Source organism: uncultured Dokdonia sp., from assembly GCF_947496725.1.
GTDB lineage: Bacteria > Bacteroidota > Bacteroidia > Flavobacteriales > Flavobacteriaceae > Dokdonia.
Map to the genome: position 1 here is coordinate 1 of NZ_CANMDS010000007.1, position 17217 is coordinate 17217.

General features: G+C 37.0%; 16 protein-coding genes. 4 read left to right on the forward strand and 12 right to left on the reverse strand.

What is annotated here, in order from left to right; genetic code table 11:
* Positions 1–513: 513 nt before the first annotated feature.
* Together Q0948_RS13730 and Q0948_RS13735 are read right to left on the reverse strand one after the other, a co-directional pair.
* Positions 514–942 carry a DUF4268 domain-containing protein gene (locus Q0948_RS13730; RefSeq protein ID WP_298354460.1) on the reverse strand — a complete coding sequence of 143 codons (429 nt, stop codon included), beginning with the start codon at positions 940–942 and terminating at the stop codon, positions 514–516.
* A gap of 2 nt (positions 943–944) precedes the next feature.
* Positions 945–1613, reverse strand: a complete 669-nt coding sequence (locus Q0948_RS13735) for a ZIP family metal transporter (RefSeq protein WP_298354457.1) — start codon at positions 1611–1613, stop codon at positions 945–947.
* Between the two features lie 82 nt (positions 1614–1695).
* Between Q0948_RS13735 and Q0948_RS13740 the strand changes: the two genes are divergently transcribed.
* Positions 1696–2844, forward strand: coding sequence for a THUMP domain-containing protein (locus Q0948_RS13740; protein ID WP_298354464.1), 1149 nt, complete (start codon positions 1696–1698; stop codon positions 2842–2844).
* Positions 2845–2876: 32 nt separating this feature from the next.
* On the opposite strand, the gene Q0948_RS13745 is transcribed toward Q0948_RS13740, so the two are convergent.
* From Q0948_RS13745 to Q0948_RS13760, 4 genes are all read right to left on the reverse strand, one after another.
* Positions 2877–3602 (reverse strand): DUF6048 family protein, encoded by a 726-nt coding sequence (locus Q0948_RS13745; protein WP_298354452.1) that lies wholly within the window; start codon positions 3600–3602, stop codon positions 2877–2879.
* Positions 3565–4071, reverse strand: a complete 507-nt coding sequence (locus Q0948_RS13750) for a DUF6452 family protein (RefSeq protein WP_038600334.1) — start codon at positions 4069–4071, stop codon at positions 3565–3567. Before Q0948_RS13750 ends, Q0948_RS13745 begins: the two co-directional genes overlap by 38 nt.
* On the reverse strand, positions 4071–5486 hold the full coding sequence (gene rlmD, locus Q0948_RS13755) for a 23S rRNA (uracil(1939)-C(5))-methyltransferase RlmD (protein ID WP_298354447.1): 1416 nt from the start codon (positions 5484–5486) through the stop codon (positions 4071–4073). The genes Q0948_RS13750 and rlmD overlap by 1 nt, the downstream gene beginning before the upstream one ends.
* 167 nt (positions 5487–5653) lie before the next feature.
* Positions 5654–6820, reverse strand: a complete 1167-nt coding sequence (locus tag Q0948_RS13760; RefSeq protein ID WP_298354444.1) for a mechanosensitive ion channel — start codon at positions 6818–6820, stop codon at positions 5654–5656.
* A 211-nt stretch (positions 6821–7031) separates the two neighbouring features.
* Between Q0948_RS13760 and rocD the strand changes: the two genes are divergently transcribed.
* Positions 7032–8312, forward strand: a complete 1281-nt coding sequence (gene rocD, locus Q0948_RS13765; RefSeq protein ID WP_298354442.1) for an ornithine--oxo-acid transaminase — start codon at positions 7032–7034, stop codon at positions 8310–8312.
* A gap of 87 nt (positions 8313–8399) precedes the next feature.
* Here the strand turns inward: rocD and Q0948_RS13770 are convergent, their stop codons facing one another.
* Positions 8400–8738 (reverse strand): CCC motif membrane protein, encoded by a 339-nt coding sequence (locus Q0948_RS13770; RefSeq protein WP_298354439.1) that lies wholly within the window; start codon positions 8736–8738, stop codon positions 8400–8402.
* 15 nt (positions 8739–8753) lie between these two features.
* Positions 8754–9032 carry a DUF2752 domain-containing protein gene (locus Q0948_RS13775; protein ID WP_298354436.1) on the reverse strand — a complete coding sequence of 93 codons (279 nt, stop codon included), beginning with the start codon at positions 9030–9032 and terminating at the stop codon, positions 8754–8756.
* 201 nt (positions 9033–9233) lie between these two features.
* Here Q0948_RS13775 and Q0948_RS13780 point away from each other — a divergent pair, with 201 nt between their 5' ends.
* Complete coding sequence (locus Q0948_RS13780) at positions 9234–9782, forward strand: Smr/MutS family protein (RefSeq protein WP_298354433.1); 549 nt, start codon at positions 9234–9236, stop codon at positions 9780–9782.
* Here Q0948_RS13780 and Q0948_RS13785 read toward each other — a convergent pair.
* On the reverse strand, positions 9772–10704 hold the full coding sequence (locus tag Q0948_RS13785; protein WP_298354430.1) for a hypothetical protein: 933 nt from the start codon (positions 10702–10704) through the stop codon (positions 9772–9774). The genes Q0948_RS13780 and Q0948_RS13785 overlap by 11 nt on opposite strands.
* Before the next feature lie 210 nt (positions 10705–10914).
* Between Q0948_RS13785 and Q0948_RS13790 the strand changes: the two genes are divergently transcribed.
* Positions 10915–12072, forward strand: coding sequence for a cysteine desulfurase family protein (locus Q0948_RS13790; RefSeq protein WP_298354427.1), 1158 nt, complete (start codon positions 10915–10917; stop codon positions 12070–12072).
* 1 nt (position 12073) lies between these two features.
* Here the strand turns inward: Q0948_RS13790 and Q0948_RS13795 are convergent, their stop codons facing one another.
* From Q0948_RS13795 to Q0948_RS13805, 3 genes are all read right to left on the reverse strand, one after another.
* Positions 12074–14593 carry a carboxypeptidase-like regulatory domain-containing protein gene (locus Q0948_RS13795; RefSeq protein ID WP_298354424.1) on the reverse strand — a complete coding sequence of 840 codons (2520 nt, stop codon included), beginning with the start codon at positions 14591–14593 and terminating at the stop codon, positions 12074–12076.
* On the reverse strand, positions 14532–16241 hold the full coding sequence (locus tag Q0948_RS13800; protein WP_298354421.1) for a M23 family metallopeptidase: 1710 nt from the start codon (positions 16239–16241) through the stop codon (positions 14532–14534). The genes Q0948_RS13795 and Q0948_RS13800 overlap by 62 nt, the downstream gene beginning before the upstream one ends.
* A 77-nt stretch (positions 16242–16318) precedes the next feature.
* Positions 16319–17212 (reverse strand): DUF4249 family protein, encoded by an 894-nt coding sequence (locus Q0948_RS13805; protein WP_298354418.1) that lies wholly within the window; start codon positions 17210–17212, stop codon positions 16319–16321.
* Between the last annotated feature and the right edge of the window lie 5 nt (positions 17213–17217).

Consider the following 17217-nt stretch of genomic DNA (forward strand, 5'->3'; position numbering starts at 1 on the left):
CGTGGGAGAGTAGGTCGCCGCCTTTTTAAGCTCCAATACAGAAATGTGTTGGAGCTTTTTTTATACAAGAAAGTCAAAGATAATCTCTTGTTTACATATATGTAGTTCTAGAATTACATAATAGAGGCACTATGATTAGCTCTCATCTGAGTAATGTAGGGCGGCCTTATTATCTATTCCTTCTTTACGGTTATAAAATACAGATATCTTTGTGCGGGTGTGATGGGCGTATATATTGGAGAGATCTAAATTTAATGCTGTATTAAATCGAGCATTATCTTTTATAGTTTATAAATCTCAAATTACTTGTTTACCATTCTTAAGTATCCTTTACTACATAGAGTTACAGGTCGCTTATAGAGCTATCCAAACGGTAAGAAATATTAGAATGTTTGTAACCAGGTGCTATGAAGGATAGGCGCTACTAAAGAATTACTTATTAAGAGATATAAATACACTCACTCTGAATTCTAATCTTAAAAGTATAGGGTATATATGCGACTGAAATTACAACTAGTCTTTTATAAAGTCTTGATATTCTAGATAGAATAGCTCCAGTTTTGACATATACTCATATAAAAAGTCAAAAACTTTTGGCCAGTCATTTTTATTATTGATTTTCACTCCTTCGAGTCTTATGTAAACTCTAGAGATGACCTTTCCACTATCAAGAAGATATTCATCATCAAAAATAAGATTAGGAGACACTTCTTCCAGTAGTAAAGATTTTAGACTTAGAAGTTTTTCGTAATAGTATGCCTTATCAATTTCGTCATTAGATTCAGAATCTATAGCCACCAAGGCATAGCCATTAGTAAAATCAAATTTTAAGGTTACGTCTTTTATTCCTGTGTTATAAAGTATCCATTTACGGGGATATCTTTTTGCAAAGAAAATCCAAAACTGCTTCCGTACTTTTTTAGCTTCTTCTTTAGAGTACATAACTATAAGAAATATGCGATAATTATACCTATTAAAATTACACCAAGCTTTGTTGCGTTAAACTGATGATTTTTTGAAGATTCAAAAAGTATGGTTGTTGACACGTGTAATAATACTCCTACTACTAATGCATTTACTTCGCTACTGTAAGTCTCCAGAAGTGATGACTGTGTCTTTAAGAAAGCTCCTAGCGGTGTCATACAAGCAAATATGATTAGAAAAATGCTTGTTTGTATGGTAGACATTTTTGAGTTTAATAAAAAAGCAGATAAAATAACTGCAATGGGAATTTTATGAACTATAACTCCATATAGTAAATCTTGATTTTCGGCAAGTGGGAAACCCTCTATAAGAGAGTGTAAGCAAAGACTTATAAATAATAATATAGGAAACGTTCCTTCATCTTTATGGTGAACGTGACCGTGCTCTGCCCCTTTAGATCCAAATTCTAAGATGATCTGAATAAGTAAGCCTAGCATTATAAAAATCCCAATGTTAGAATTATTACTACTGTATACTTCAGGCAAAAATTCAAATATGACTACTGAAAGTAAAAAAGCTCCACTAAAAGAAAGTAAAAGCTTAATCCCATTATTTACAGCTGGCTTAAAAATAAGTGCAAATGTGAGTCCTATTAAGACGGCTATGATGGGAAGAATAATTGCAAGCAAATGGAATGAAGTTTTGGGTCGTTAAGGCGGTAAAATTAACGTATTTTTGCGGCATATGAGTAAGAGTAGTGAAAACTTTAAGATGGTGGCCAAAACGTTTTTTGGCTTTGAAAAAATTCTAGCAGAAGAGCTTAGAAACTTAGGCGCTGGTAATGTAGAAATAGGGACGCGTAATGTCTCTTTTGAAGGTGATAAGGGGTTTATGTACAAAGCAAATTTGTGCTGTCGTACCGCTATTAAAATTTTAAAGCCCATTGCCGAGTTTAGGGTGATGAATGAGGATGATCTCTATAGACGTATGCAACGCATAAACTGGAGGAAATATCTAGATGTAAAGAAGACCTTTGCGATTAATGCAACTGTAAGCGGTAATACATTTACACACTCGCAGTATGTTGCCTTTAAAACTAAAGATGCTATTGTAGACAAATTTAGAAAAGAAGAAAACGTACGTCCTAGTGTTGATACTAAGCATCCAGACCTTAGGCTCAATGTTCATATACAAGACAACTGGTGTACATTGTCACTAGATAGTAGTGGTGCATCTTTACACCACCGTGGTTACAGAACTGCAACAAACATAGCACCTATTAACGAAGCACTCGCGGCTGGTTTAATTATAATGAGTGGCTGGCACGGTCAGTCAGATTTTCTTGATCCTATGTGCGGGTCTGGTACAATGTGTATAGAGGCTGCAATGATAGCCTGTAATGTGCCTGCAAACTTAAATAGAAAAGAATTTGCTTTCGAAAAATGGGGAGATTGGGATGTAGATCTGTATGAACTCATAGAGGCATCTGCTCTTAAACGTGTTAAAGATTTTAGATACACGATTACGGGTTATGATAAAGCACCATCTGCCGTAGAGAAGGCTCGTGAAAATGTAAAAAATGCGCAGCTTTCAGATTTTATCACTATAAGTGAGAAGAACTTTTTTGAAACTAAAAAACAAGGTAGTGACTTCTTACAAATGGTTTTTAACCCACCTTATGGTGAGCGTTTACCTATAGAGATGGAAGCGTTTTACAAAGAGATAGGTGATACACTTAAAGGTGGTTATCCTGGATCTCACGCCTGGATGATTACTTCTAATATGGAGTCGCTTAAGCACGTGGGGCTTAGACCTAGTAGAAAAATTAAGTGTTTTAACGGTAGTTTAGAAAGTCGTCTGGTTAAATATGAGATGTACGAGGGAAGCAAGAAGGCTAAGTACCTAGATGATAATGAATAGTTGTACGCTTTCGCGAAAGCGTAATTAATCCCCTACTTTTTAAAAATAGGGATAAGATATGATAGCGTATATCCATAACCCACACCTACCGTAGAGTCTTCGGTAACTTTACCGAAGCCCGGAATATAAAGATTTGCATATCCATCTGGATCTTTTGTTGTGATAGATCTCTTAATCTGAACATTAACACCTAGGTAGATATTACTAAAAAGTTCTACTTCTAGACCTAATTTAAGCTCTAGCCAAGTAGCATTGAGTCCAGAAAAATCTTGGGAGTCTAGTCTTGTGTCATCACCAAAAAGGGGATTTGTAGTGTATATGGTATAGCTGTCTAGCTCTTGACTAAAACTAGAAAAACCAGCACGTACACCTGCATAGATTAGGTTATTCATCCCAAACCAGTTCTCATAAGCATTGTAATTAAAACCGGCTTTTATGTAACTACCTTTTGTAGTATTCTCAATATTAGGTAGATCTGTTACTTTGGTTTCGTTACCTAACTCTGCGGCTAGATAGTAGTTTTTCTTTATTCTAAAATCGCCTACTACTTCAAAGCCTGTGTAGTTGTCATCAAGAAAAGATCGTACAGGTTTTGATAAATCTATACCTACTCTGAGGCCGTAGTAATCTGTAGGGACTTTTGTTACTGTGTCAATTGCTATAGCTTCTTCTCCTATATCTTGAGCACTAACACCAGCAGATATAACGGTAAAAAGTAGGCTAGTGAAAAATACTAATGTGTGCTTCAACTTGATCATTTACCGTTGGGTTTTCTATTATAATATTCTGTATCCAAGAGCCATCATCTTGAGGAACTAGTTCTGCTAGTAACTCGTCATATATCACTCTAAAGCCGCAAGCCTTGCTTACATACTCTTCATCGCGTATGTAGGTAAACACTAGGTCATCTACATTTATAGGCTCGTCATCTTCTTCTTGAGAGTTTATTATAAATGAGTAGGTTGTAACATCTTCTATAGTACGTAGAGGGATGGCAATACTGTCTATGCCTGCACTCACTGTAAAGCCTGTATCTTCTGGTATAGATCCTTCTGCTACGATAGCAAGATTATTAGGAGCTTTTGGATCTGAAGGGCTGTCTGCATCATAAAACTTTATAATAAGCAGTGGGGTAGTGGGTGTAGTCTCTGCACAAATGTCATCACGCTCGCAGGCGCTTTGCCCAAAGCATATAATGAGTAACAGTATATAAAAGAGTTTTTTCATTATGATCTTTTCTCTAAAAGTACAACATTCTCTACGTGATGAGTTTGAGGAAACATATCTACAGGTTGTACCTTAGTTACCTTATACACGTCATCTAGTAACGCAAGATCTCTTGCTTGTGTTGCACTATTACAGCTTACATATACAATTTTTTGAGGTGAGATATTTAAAATCTGGTCTACAACGTCTTTGTGCATACCATCCCTAGGTGGGTCTGTTATTATAATATCTGGCTCACCGTGTGTGGCAATAAACTCTGAGTTAAAAACCTTCTTCATATCTCCTACAAAGAACTCAGCATTTTCTATAAAATTGAGTTTTGCATTTTCCTTTGCAGCAGTGATAGCATCTGGTACAGCCTCTACACCTATCACTTTTTTAGCTTTTTTTGCAACAAACTGTGCGATAGTTCCTGTACCTGTATATAAGTCATATACAAGCTCATTACCTGTAAGGCCAGCAAAGTCTCTTGTGATTTTATATAACTCGTATGCTTGTTCTGAGTTAGTCTGATAAAAGGACTTAGCATTGATCTTAAACTTAAGGCCTTCCATCTCTTCAAAGATGTGATCACGCCCTGCATAACAAATTACCTCCTGATCATAAATGGTGTCATTGCCCTTACCATTAATTACATATAGTAAAGATGTAACCTCTGTAAAGGTGTCTTTTATGTAGTTGAGAAGTAGTTCTCTTTTCTGTACATCTTCCTTATAAAACTGTACGAGTACCATAAGCTCTCCAGTAGTAGAGGTGCGTATCATAAGCGTGCGTAAAAGACCTTCTTGATTTCTGGCATTGTAAAAAGCCATATCATTTGCGGTAGCAAATTCTTTTATACCATTACGTATAGCATTACTAGGGTCGCGCTGTAGGTGACATTTTTCAATATCAAGTATCTTATCCCACATACCCGCAATATGAAAACCAAGGGCGTTGCGATCTTCTATCACCTCGCCACTTTTTATTTGCTCTAGTGTGAGCCATTTTGAGTCAGAAAATCCAAACTCCATTTTATTTCTATAGAAGTACTGCTCTTTGCTTCCGGCAATAGGAGTCACTTCTGGTAATTCAATTTTTCCTAGTCGGGTTAGATTATTTACTACCTCTTGCTGTTTGTACTCAAGCTGGTATTTGTAATCCATATGCTGCCACTTGCAACCACCACAAAACTCAAAGTGCTGGCATTGTGGTTCTGTACGCTTTCGCGAAAGCGTAACCACCTCTGTTGCAGTACCCTCATAGTAGGCTTTACGTTTTTTTGTAGTCTGTACGTGTACCACATCTCCTGGTACAGCGTTGTTTATAAATAACACCTTACCATCTGGTGCGTGACCTATGGCTTTACCTTTTGCGCCGGCATCTGTTACGGCTATATTTTCAAAAATCTTACGATTAGTTTTACGTCTACCCATAGTGGCAAAAGTAGGATTTATATTAAAGCTATTTTCCGAAAATTATAAGAGATTATCAATAGTTTGTAAAGTATGACGCTTCTTGTGTTTTGTAATCACTAGAGCATAAAAAAAGGCTACTATGAAAATATAGTAGCCTAATTATTGAGGGAATTATTTATGAGGTGTTAGTCAACTTTATTGTTGAACTTATGTAAGATTTTTTTCATTTGCTCTCCTGCAGCTTCTCTACCTCCTAGACCAAAGCTCAGAACCACTGTAAGTGCTATAGTACCAAGTGTAAGACCAAAGGCAAGGTTAATAATCTCATCTGCAATGCCCATAGTGCTTAACCCTATTGCAAGGAAGATAGCGATGATAGCCATACGTACGATAGATGCTAAGAAAGCATTTTCTTTGGCTGCCATATTTTTATAAACGATGCTTGCAATCCAGTTACCTATTACTAGAATAACAAGTCCAAATAATATTTTACCACCATATACATTTATAGTTGCAAAGATTTCTGAAAGTTGTTTAAACTCTAACTTTTCTATAGCGGTAGTGATACCAAAAAGGAGGATAAAAAAGTAAACGATGTTACCTATAAGGTTTACCACATTTGTGTTACCCGTCATTTTATCAAGTTGCATTTTTTGAAGCGTAGCATTCATATTCATCCCGTTAAGAAGATCTTTTACAAGACCACTTAAGAAACGAGCACCTATTGTAAAGGCAAGAAGTATGATTGCTGCAACAGCTATTTTTGGTATAGCTGCCATAAAGCTAGATAGCATTGTAGTTGCCGGTATAGAGATAGAGTCCATCTCTAATATATTAAGTGCTACTATAAGTAATGGTATAAACACAAAAATGAAAACTACTTTTTTAAGTATGTTTACAACATCAATTTTAGTAGAGATTTTTAATTTAGGAAGTGCTTTACGTATGGTATCTCCAGACATTCCTACAAACTCTGCAACGATTGTTGCCAGCATATACCCAATGTATGTTACAAGACCAGCACCTACTATGCGAGGTATGAAGCCTAGAAAATCATCCAGCATATTTTTAAGTGGGTCTAGGGCAGAGGTAAGACCTAAACGACCTAGCACAAGTGTAAAAACAAATATCATTACTAGTAAGTAAACTAGTTTTGATATAAATTTTGATAAAGTGATGGTGTCACTTTTTAATTTCTCATCAAGACCACTCTTTTTAATGATCTTTGCAGTTAATTTTTTGAGTAGCTTTGCTATAAATATACCTACTATAAGAAGTAGTATAGCGACAAGTGCGTTGATTAAGTAATCACCACTACTTAAGTTTTTAAGTAAATCGTTGAGATAGTCCATTTTGATTAATTATTTTAGTTTAGTCAAATGTACTTCGATTACTTAGGGTGCTATTTTATTTCTAGAAGCATCAAGACATTAAAGATGAAATGCATATAAAACACGACATAATACACAGTTGTACTATGTTTTATGAGGTTGATTTCTCTCCTCTGACATAATTGTTAAGAATTAGGAATTGTAAATTATAGAATAAAAAAACTTACACATTATGGCCACTGTTGATCAACTTACATCACAACAGGCAATCGCTCTCGAAGACAAGTACGGAGCACACAACTACCACCCGCTTCCAGTTGTACTTTCAAAGGGAGAAGGCGTTTACGTCTGGGACGTAGAAGGAAAAAAATACTTTGATTTTTTATCTGCATACTCGGCAGTAAATCAAGGTCATTGTCATCCTAAAATTGTAGGAGCAATGACAAGTCAAGCACAAACACTTACACTTACGTCAAGAGCATTCTATAACGATATGCTAGGTAAGTTTGAGAAGTATGCTACAGAGACTTTTAACTATGACAAGCTCTTACCTATGAATACAGGTGCAGAGGCAGTAGAGACAGCTCTTAAACTTTGTAGAAAGTGGGCTTATGAGGTAAAAGGAATAGACGAGAACGAGGCAGAGATTATAGTATGTGAGAACAACTTTCACGGGAGAACCACAACCATCATCTCATTTTCTAACGACCCTGTGGCTCGTAAAAACTTTGGTCCTTACACAAAAGGATTTATTAAAATAGAGTATGATAATCTTAAAGCTCTAGAAGAAGCACTTAACAGCAGTTCTAATATAGCAGGTTTTCTAGTAGAGCCTATACAAGGAGAAGCAGGTGTATATGTACCTAGTGAGGGTTACCTAGCAGCGGCAAAAGAACTGTGTAAAAAACATAATGTACTCTTCATAGCAGACGAGGTGCAGACAGGTATAGCAAGAACAGGACGTTTACTTGCTACCTGTGGTAACTGCGATTGTGTAGATAAGCACTGTTCTGGTACACCAGAGGTAAAAGCAGATATCTTAATACTAGGTAAAGCCTTATCTGGAGGCGCATATCCAGTATCTGCAGTACTAGCAAATGATGATATTATGGGTGTAATAAAGCCTGGTAATCACGGTAGTACCTTTGGAGGAAATCCGGTTGCAGCGGCTATTGGTATTGCAGCACTTGAGGTTATTAAAGATGAAGAGCTTGCAGATAATGCACAAGAGCTAGGTGAACTCTTTAGAGCAGAGCTTGCAAAATTTATTGAGACAAGCTCTATTGTAAATGGTGTACGTGGTAAAGGATTACTTAACGCTATCCTTATTAACGATACAGAAGATAGCTCTACCGCTTGGGATATTTGTATCGCTTTACGTGATAATGGATTACTAGCAAAACCTACCCACGGTAATATCATACGTTTTGCACCACCGCTTGTAATGACTAAAGAGCAATTACTAGAATGTGTTGCGATTATTACAAAAACACTAAAGCAATTTGAGAAGTAATAACTCTTAATGATATAAAGTAAAAAAGCCGCCTCAGTTATGAAGCGGCTTTTTTCTTTACTTTAATTCATCTTTTACATAAATGAATTATTCTGTAGGAAGTCCCATTTGTTCCATCATCTCACGTTGACTCTCCATATAGGCATCCCATCCTCCCATAGAAACGATAGAATAAACAGACCATAAAAGCGAAATTACACCTAGTATAAGACCTACAATAGCAATAATTTTTGCCGTTTTAAATTGTCCTGCATTATCATAAATTTCAGGGTTCTCCATTAGTAACTTTTCGTCTTTCTTAAGTAAAAAGAAAGCAATACCAGAAAGTACTATTCCTCCTAATCCAGCAGAACAGCAGCAAGCAACAAATGATATAATCCCTAGTACAAGAGATATCGTTACATTAGGTAATTTTTGTTTTTCCATTTTTTGAGTGGTTAATTAGTTAGTTGTCATTTTAATAATGTAGCTCACAATAATTGTAGCGACTGTCAATATAGCTAAAATTATGATACCCTTATTAGCATATTTAAAACTTATAAAGTGATTGAGTACTAATAAAAGTAAGAGTGTAATTAAAGGATAGATAGCAGGGTACATATAAAATGCATCTACAAACTCACCTCTTAGTATTAAAGCAATAGAACGCTGTATGCCACACCCCATACACTCATATCCGAGGTATTTCTTATTAATACAGGGTAGCATATATTCTTCCATTCAGGTCACTCTAAGTGTGTAAACGCTTCAGTTATTATACAAGCGCTCTCAAATTTAATAACTATCAGAGGAGATAGCCCTTCTTATGCGATAAAAAATGTAATATTTTATGCATTATAAGAAAGCAGTATAAAGCCAGTATCTAGATTCATTTTATACACAATGCTTATTTTTACTTATTGAGATTAATACTTCTATGTTATGGTAAAAGGAACACGGGTACAAGCACTAGATGACGATTTTGAAGGTCTGGTAGTAGAGACGGTAGATGGAGAGATACTTGTAGAAGATAGTGATGGGTTTATTTTACGCTTTCGCGAAAGCGAACTCATACCCATTATAGATGATAGACTTAACCGTGATCTTGCTTATGTACCAGATAGTGTAATCTCTGAAAAAGAGCAGCCTAAAAGACGACAAACCCCAAAAGTCTCTTCAAAAGAGCGCAATGCTCCTATGTTTGAGGTAGATCTACATATTAATAAACTTGTAAAATCTAAGCGTGGTATGAGCAATTATGAGATACTCACCCTACAGCTTGATACAGCAAGAGGTCAACTAGATTTTGCCATACGAAAGCGCATTCCAAAAATGGTTTTCATACACGGAGTAGGAGAGGGCGTACTGCGAGAGGAGCTCTATACTTTACTACGTAGGTATGACGGCATTAAATTTTATGATGCAGATTTTCAAAAATATGGTGCAGGAGCAACCGAGGTCTACCTCTACCAAAACGCCACTACTCGTTAAAATCTGGCTTTTCTGTTATAACAACGTCTGGTGATGTATATACACCAAAATTTTGAGTAGACTCATCACGTTGCTCATCTTGGTTTGCAGGATTTATATATACAAGTAACCTTGTAAATATAGATATCTGGAAGTCTGTAATAACATACTCATTATCACGATACTCATCTACAGTAGTTTCTACCGCAATGGCGGGATTTAAGTAATCATCTTCAGTAGGACTATCTGGGTTTGAGTTATCATTTGCTGGGTTGAGATCCATATTTGCATCTTCGTTGCGTGTGAGCACTCCATCACCATCATCATCTGGGTCAAGGTAATCTGGTATCTCATCACCATCTGTATCTCTAGAGAGCATTGTATCTATAGCAGTCCCATCTTCATTGAGAACCACACCTTCTAGCTCGGTAGGTACGTTATCACCATCATCATCAGAGTCTAATATGTCTGGAATGCCATCCTCATCAGTATCCTTAAGATCTGCAGTACCCGCGACACCTTCTGGGTCTTCTATCTCAGAAGGTATGCCATCCTCATCAGTTTCGGTTCCTGATCTTGTAATGAGCACTTCTCCCTCTGTACTTATAAACTCTTCTGCCACAACCGGTGTTGCAGGTGGTATAAGGCTACAGAAGTAATCACTAGATACCGCTTCATTAAAACGTCTGTATGAAACTTGGTCATCACCAGAGAGTGTAATGTCATCAAGTTCATCTACTCCCCCAAAAATATCTTGAGAGGTTGTAAACTGTAGCGCTAGCGTCTCGTTAGTACTCGTGTTAATTTTATAAAACACATACTCGCTATCTGTACAAAGTTCTAGCTCAAGATCATCAAAATCTATCTCTGTGACTATAAGATCACCATCGTCACACGAGGTAGCGATAAAAGAAAGGATAACTAAGGCTAGAAGCTTTTTCATATAAATTATGTTTATGACAAAAATAGGGTAAAGAGATGTAATTACGCTTTCGCGAAAAAAGTTATTTAAACAGCATTAACACCCTGCACTTACTAGTTACAATATGCCCATTCGGTACAACTTTGCTCATCATATAGAAACGCTAAAGTGTAAGAGCTGTCGGGATATTTTAGTTATTTTTGTAGACTAATCCCCTAAGGAATAACGTTTATGTCTCAGGTTTATTTTGATAATGCTGCAACCACTCAAATACGTCAAGAAGTATTAGAACGTATGATGGAAGTTATGAGAGAGGTGCCTGGTAATCCATCTTCTACACACGCCGTAGGTCGCACAGCAAAAAGTCACGTAGAAAGTGCACGTAAAACTATTGCAAAGATTCTTAATGTTACTGCGGGAGAGATTATTTTTACATCTGGAGGTACAGAGGCAGATAATCTTGTCATAAATAGCGCCGCTCGAGACTTAGGAGTACAACGCATTATTACCTCACGTATAGAGCATCACGCAGTGCTACACGCAGCAGAAGAAGCAGCAAAAACCTATAACATTTTACTAGAGTACGTTCCCTTAAAAGAATGTGGTACTCCAGACGAAAAAAAGCTAGAAGAAATGCTCGCATCAAATGATGCAAAAACCCTCGTGAGCCTTATGCACGTTAATAATGAGGTGGGTAATATGATAGACATAAAAGCAATCGCGACTATGTGTAAATCATATGGAGCACTGGTACACTCAGATATGGTGCAAAGCATTGGCCATTATGCTATAGACCTTCAGGAGGTACCTGTAGATTTTGTAGCGGCTGCTGGTCATAAATTTCACGGGCCAAAAGGTGTAGGATTTGCATTTATAAGAAAAAATAGTGGTCTTAAGCCACTTATCTTTGGTGGTTCACAAGAGCGTGGTTTACGAGCTGGTACAGAGGGTGTACATAATATTGCAGGACTTGAGACAGCAATGCAATGTGCATATACTCATCTTGAAGAAGAGAGCAATTATGTGAAAGGGATAAAAACCTATTTCGCCGAAAGGCTTAAAAAAGAAATCCCTAGTGTAAAACTTAATGGGAATTGTAGCAATCCAGAGAAGAGTACATATACATTACTTAATGTATGCTTACCTATTGCTTCAGAAAAGGCATTATTGCTGCTTTTTCAATTAGATATGAAGGGTATTGCTTGCTCTAAAGGAAGCGCTTGCCAGAGTGGGAGTGATAAAGGATCACACGTACTTCAAGAAATCTTATCTGAAGATGATCTTAAAAAGCCTAGCGTGCGTTTTTCTTTCTCAAAGTATAATACAAAAGAGGAGGTAGACTACGTGATAAGTGTACTTAAAGAGTTTCTAGACGGTGTACCTGCGTAGTCTAGAACTTAGCAGATACTCGTACATTAAAAACTCTAGGAGATAAAAAGTTAGGAATTGCAAACTGCTGTTGTGTACTTGCGTCTCTTACAAAGGTGTTTGTAATAGAGTTCTGTCTATCAAATATGTTATAGATTTCAAAACCAGCTGTAAGATCCTTGAAGACGTGCAGCCAGTGACCCTTTGGGAACGGTTTTGATGCATCTGTAAATACATAATTTATACCTGCATCTGCTCTAAAATAATCTCTCAACCTAGGTAATTCTGAAAACACATAAGGATCTGCATAACTAGGTGATCCTCCTGGTAGACCTGTCTGGTATACCATATTAATGTAAAGTTTCAAACTAGGAATATTAGGCGCGTAGTCTTGAAATAGAAAAGCAACCTTTAATCGTTGATCTGTAGGTCTTGGTATATATCCTTGATTGTCTATATTTTCTTCTGTGCGCAGTACACCTAGACTTATCCAGCTTTGTGTACCTGGTACAAACTCACCATTAAGTCTGGTATCTATACCATAAGCTCTTGCCGTAGCATTATTTGTAGCTCTGTAACGTATGCGTACATTTTCTAAGGTATATGGATTTACATCTGTAAGACCTTTATAATATGCTTCTGTCACTAGTTTAAAAGGGCGTTCCCAAAGATTAAAACTCCAGTCGTGGCCAGCTACAAGATGAAAAGATTTTTGAGCTTTTACATCTGGTCGTACCTGTCCCAGTGAGTCTCTCAACTCTCTATATAAAGGAGGTTGGGCATAGAGACCTCCAGATAATCTAAAAATCATATCTGAGTTGCCACCAGGTTTTAAACTAAGTTGAGCTCTCGGGCTTATCACGGTTTGTGTTGTATTCTCAATGTTATCTCCGCTTACCGTCCACTGTTGTGCTCGTACTCCAGCATTTATCCAGAGCTCATTATTTCCTACCTCGGTACGTTTACTGTATTGTCCATAAGCAGAGAGTCTATTAATCTGCACATTATTACGGGCACGTATGTTTGTAAATGGCTCAAGAGGCGCATCAAATGCCGCATAGGGTTGCTCATTTGTAAAATCTCCTATAGGTGGTCTTATAGAAAACCCAGCAGAGTCTATAACCTCATATTCTTCTAGTCTATCACGTATATCTTCACGAGTATATTTTATACCCCAATCTATCTGGTCTGTATCTTTTAGATACGTTCCTTTATGCTCTACATTTATAAAAAGAGCATCTAGATCATTACGAGCGTGTGTAAGTTGTGAGCCTATACCTTGTGTAAACTCTACATCACCTAGGTCTTCATCACCTATGTTAGTATTAGGTCTTCCTAAACGATAGTCTGCAAAAATATCAAAATACTCTTGCTCTTGTGTGTGATATGCAGATCCTAAAACTTTGAGTGTGGTATGCTCATTAAGTTGATAAGTACCTTTTAAGGCTCCAAAGTAAGTCTCATACTTATCTTCTTCTTGACCTTCATAAAAGACAATAAGGGCTAGAGGATCTGCAAGACTACCAAAATTGGTTTGTCGTGTAAGTGGCTCATAGTCATATTTATTTATCGCAATGTTCCCTAAAAAGTCTAGTTGAAATTTATTTGTAAACTTATACGTAAGCAATGACTGAGCGTCAAAAAAACGTGGTTTAAAGTTAGTTTCTGTTTGTTTTGCATTTACAAGAAGGCTATTATCGCGATAACGTACACCTGCAAGTGCTGTAAATCTCCCGTCTTTAGAAATTCCTTCACCAGAGATACTACCGCCTAGAAGGCTTGCATCCACACTGGCCGCAAAATCTACAGGCCTTCTGTAGGTAATGTCAAGTACAGAAGAAAGTTTGTCTCCATATTTTGCCTGAAATCCTCCAGCACTAAAAGCTACATTTTGAACTAGATCACTGTTTACAAAACTCAATCCTTCTTGCTGTCCAGAGCGTACTAAAAATGGACGGTAAACTTCTATTTCATTAATGTATACAAGGTTCTCGTCAAAGTTACCACCGCGCACAGCATATTGTGTACTTAGCTCATTGTTATTACTCACTCCTGGTAATGACTTGAGAAGATTTTCTACTCCCGCATTTGCACCTGGTGTCTTGCGTATAGTCTCTGGAGCTATGGTAGTCACGCCTTCTACACGCTGCCTGGTAGTAGTGGTAATAATAACTGTACCTAATTGTTCAATGTCGGTTTTTAATACTGGGTTAAACTCAATATCGGCATTTGCTTTAAGGTTGAAGGTTTGTGTTATCTTTTTAAAACCTACATAAGTATAAGATATTGCGATGTCCTCATTTGCAGGAATCACTATTACATAAAAACCATTGTCATTTGTAACAGTACCATCTCCCATAAATGCAACAGAAGCTCCTGGTACAGGTGTGTTTTTATCATCTAGTATGATGCCTCTTATAGTTGCCGTTTGGGCAAGACCTAGAGTTGTAAAACATAAAAGTAGGATGAGTAGGAGGTAGTTATTTTTCAATGGATGGTTTTCTAAAGAATGTAGTTTCAAATGTAGTACTATTTCCCACATTATCAGTCACGATAAGTTTGAGTTCGTTCTTAGTATCTGTAACGGCATTATCGTTAAAATCGTGTGTAAGTGTTTTGGTTTTTGGCTCATACTCAAGTAAGATAAACTTACCGTTTACTGTAGCACGGTATCCCTTTATACCACTTGCCAGGTCTTTTATCTCAAATTTAAGGTAGCGATATTTGGACATCCATTTACCTTTTGTAAAATTGCTCGCCTTTACCACCGGCGGGTCTGTGTCTTTTGCAATTGTATATTCTCCTAGGGTACGTGTGTTAATTTGAAGTTTATTATCCTTAATACGGGTATTACTGTAATACACATCACCTTTGTAGTTTATTCTACCTAGATATAACTTATCGCGATCTGCCTCATTATAACCAGATAGGTCATATGAGATGCTTATATTTTTATGTACAGGCAGTACATCTTTGTGTAAAGTGAGTTTGTCACCCTCTACTTTGAGATTTAAAAAGTAGTCATCATAAAATGCTCCTTTAGGAATATATACCTCAAATTTTCCTTCATTAAAATTGTATCCTTGGTCACTATATACAAAGTCTTTACCCTCTGTATTTGTTCTTGGTGAGCTTAGGCTATCTTTTTTACCACTTATAGGTATGTTTATGATTACTTCGTTATGTGCAAAATCTTTTACTTTTATTTGATACTGGTAAGCAAGACTATCTTCTATAGTAAGTATACCGTTATCGACCTGCTGCGTGTATATACTAAGCGGATTGTTTCTTTCTATAAACAACTTCTGTACGCGCTTTCTTTTGTCTTTATACAACCCATAATCTATCATTCGGTTGAGGTATCTGGTTTCTGCAAAGGAGAACTTATCCATTTTTACCTCAAAATTAGTCTCACCATTTATAGAGGTCGTGATGGTATAGATACCATTCTTATTATTTGCTAGGTCTTGCTGGTCTATGGTACCTATCGCAAAACCTATAGCTCCTATGGCCTTTATATTTTCTGCTTGGTAACTCCCGTCTGCCTTTTGAGTGAGGCGCACATCTATAGCTTCGGTTCCTTTATTGATGGTTGATTGATCACCTATAGGGTATGCACGTAAGTGATTTATAGTAGGCTTTCTAGTGTCTTTTGCCGTAAGTCCAAATAAGAAAGGATTCATAGGTCTTGCATTACCATCTCTTATTTCAAAGTGAAGGTGAGGACCGCCACTACTACCTGTGTTTCCACTATATGCAAGTATTTCTCCCTTGCCTATGGTAAGCTCTCCTTTTTTAGGAAATAGCTCAATCTCATAAGACTGTTTTTTGTATTGTGCTCGTTTTATATAAGCTTCTACCTCTGGACAAAGTTTTTGTAAGTGTCCGTACACAGTTGTATATCCATTAGGGTGAGCCACATAAATAGCTTTCCCATAACCATAGTGAGATATTTTTATGCGTGTGATACTACCTTCGGCAGCTGCGTAAACGGGTAAGCCAGTTCTGCGCTGTGTTTTTAAATCAAGCCCACTATGAAAGTGGTTACTGCGTAACTCCCCAAAACTTCCAGCAAGTACAAGCTCGCCATCTAGCGGATTTACAAAGTAGTTTTCAGGAATTTCATTTTGAGAATATATTAATCCGGTTATCAGGACTAGTGCAAATGATAATAGCAATCGTTTAGACATAGGTACTAAAGTAAGTAATAGCTTTGTATAATTAAAAGTGATGGTGGTAATAAGTCCGCTTTCGCGAAAGCGTAATTCTATTCTTCTATAATCAAGCTCGCCGAAAACTGTTGCGACAATGAGAAATACCCCAGTATAAACGCATCTGGTCTATTTAAATTATCAAACTGATCTATATTATCTATGCCTGTAATATTAAGAATATTCCCTCTCACCGTTGCAGTAGGTGTCTGGAAGGGGCCGTTATCGCCCTGTTCACTTTGTTCTAAAAGTCCGTTCATATAATCATAAAACTGCTCATTTGCTCCCAGAATACTTATATCTACAGTATCACCGGGGTTAAGTGGTGTGTCTTCTGCATCATAAAAATATGAGAACTCAAATTGTTGTCCTGGGTAAAAACGATCTTCTGTAGGGAGGTATTCATTAAAATCTAAATCAATGAGATAGTAATTTTCTTGTTCTGGAATATCTGTAAATGCAATAATTACTTCCTTGTCGTCTTCATCAAAAAGTCCTCCATCACCTTGCTCGACCGTATCTATAGGAACAGACGGTGCAAATGTAGTTCTGGCAAAATAATCTTGCCCCTGGTGCGTGACAAAGAATAAATACTCAGACTCGCTAGTAAGCCAGCTGGTAACGATCTTATTATCTGTAACAGGAGAAACTGTTGTGGCAAATGGTCTGTATACACCCGGTTCACCCGGTACAGCCTCATAAGGTACAAAACCGGACTCATCACTTTTTTGAATAAACATATTCTCTACCTCTGCCGGTTGTATCTCACCAAAGAACGAAGAAGAAAGTGACACCTTTATATTTGCCTCTGTTAATTGTTGCGTAGTGTCAATACGTATAAGGGCATCTACTATAAGGCGAGGATCTTCATCATTAAGGTCTACATCTATTACATCTTCACACGATGTAAATACTAGTAGTAATGCTATAAGGAGTGTTATATATCTCATCTCTT

Bases quoted from the DNA above. Each gene is read 5' to 3' on its own strand.
- Q0948_RS13730 (WP_298354460.1), bottom strand. From the start codon at position 942: ATGTACTCTAAAGAAGAAGCTAAAAAAGTACGGAAGCAGTTTTGGATT.
- Q0948_RS13740 (WP_298354464.1), top strand. From the start codon at position 1,696: ATGGTGGCCAAAACGTTTTTTGGCTTTGAAAAAATTCTAGCAGAAGAG.
- Q0948_RS13745 (WP_298354452.1), bottom strand. From the start codon at position 3,602: ATGATCAAGTTGAAGCACACATTAGTATTTTTCACTAGCCTACTTTTT.
- Q0948_RS13750 (WP_038600334.1), bottom strand. From the start codon at position 4,071: ATGAAAAAACTCTTTTATATACTGTTACTCATTATATGCTTTGGGCAA.
- rlmD (WP_298354447.1), bottom strand. From the start codon at position 5,486: ATGGGTAGACGTAAAACTAATCGTAAGATTTTTGAAAATATAGCCGTA.
- Q0948_RS13760 (WP_298354444.1), bottom strand. From the start codon at position 6,820: ATGGACTATCTCAACGATTTACTTAAAAACTTAAGTAGTGGTGATTAC.
- rocD (WP_298354442.1), top strand. From the start codon at position 7,032: ATGGCCACTGTTGATCAACTTACATCACAACAGGCAATCGCTCTCGAA.
- Q0948_RS13770 (WP_298354439.1), bottom strand. From the start codon at position 8,738: ATGGAAAAACAAAAATTACCTAATGTAACGATATCTCTTGTACTAGGG.
- Q0948_RS13775 (WP_298354436.1), bottom strand. From the start codon at position 9,032: ATGGAAGAATATATGCTACCCTGTATTAATAAGAAATACCTCGGATAT.
- Q0948_RS13780 (WP_298354433.1), top strand. From the start codon at position 9,234: ATGGTAAAAGGAACACGGGTACAAGCACTAGATGACGATTTTGAAGGT.
- Q0948_RS13785 (WP_298354430.1), bottom strand. From the start codon at position 10,704: ATGAAAAAGCTTCTAGCCTTAGTTATCCTTTCTTTTATCGCTACCTCG.
- Q0948_RS13790 (WP_298354427.1), top strand. From the start codon at position 10,915: ATGTCTCAGGTTTATTTTGATAATGCTGCAACCACTCAAATACGTCAA.
- Q0948_RS13795 (WP_298354424.1), bottom strand. From the start codon at position 14,593: ATGTGGGAAATAGTACTACATTTGAAACTACATTCTTTAGAAAACCAT.
- Q0948_RS13800 (WP_298354421.1), bottom strand. From the start codon at position 16,241: ATGTCTAAACGATTGCTATTATCATTTGCACTAGTCCTGATAACCGGA.
- Q0948_RS13805 (WP_298354418.1), bottom strand. From the start codon at position 17,212: ATGAGATATATAACACTCCTTATAGCATTACTACTAGTATTTACATCG.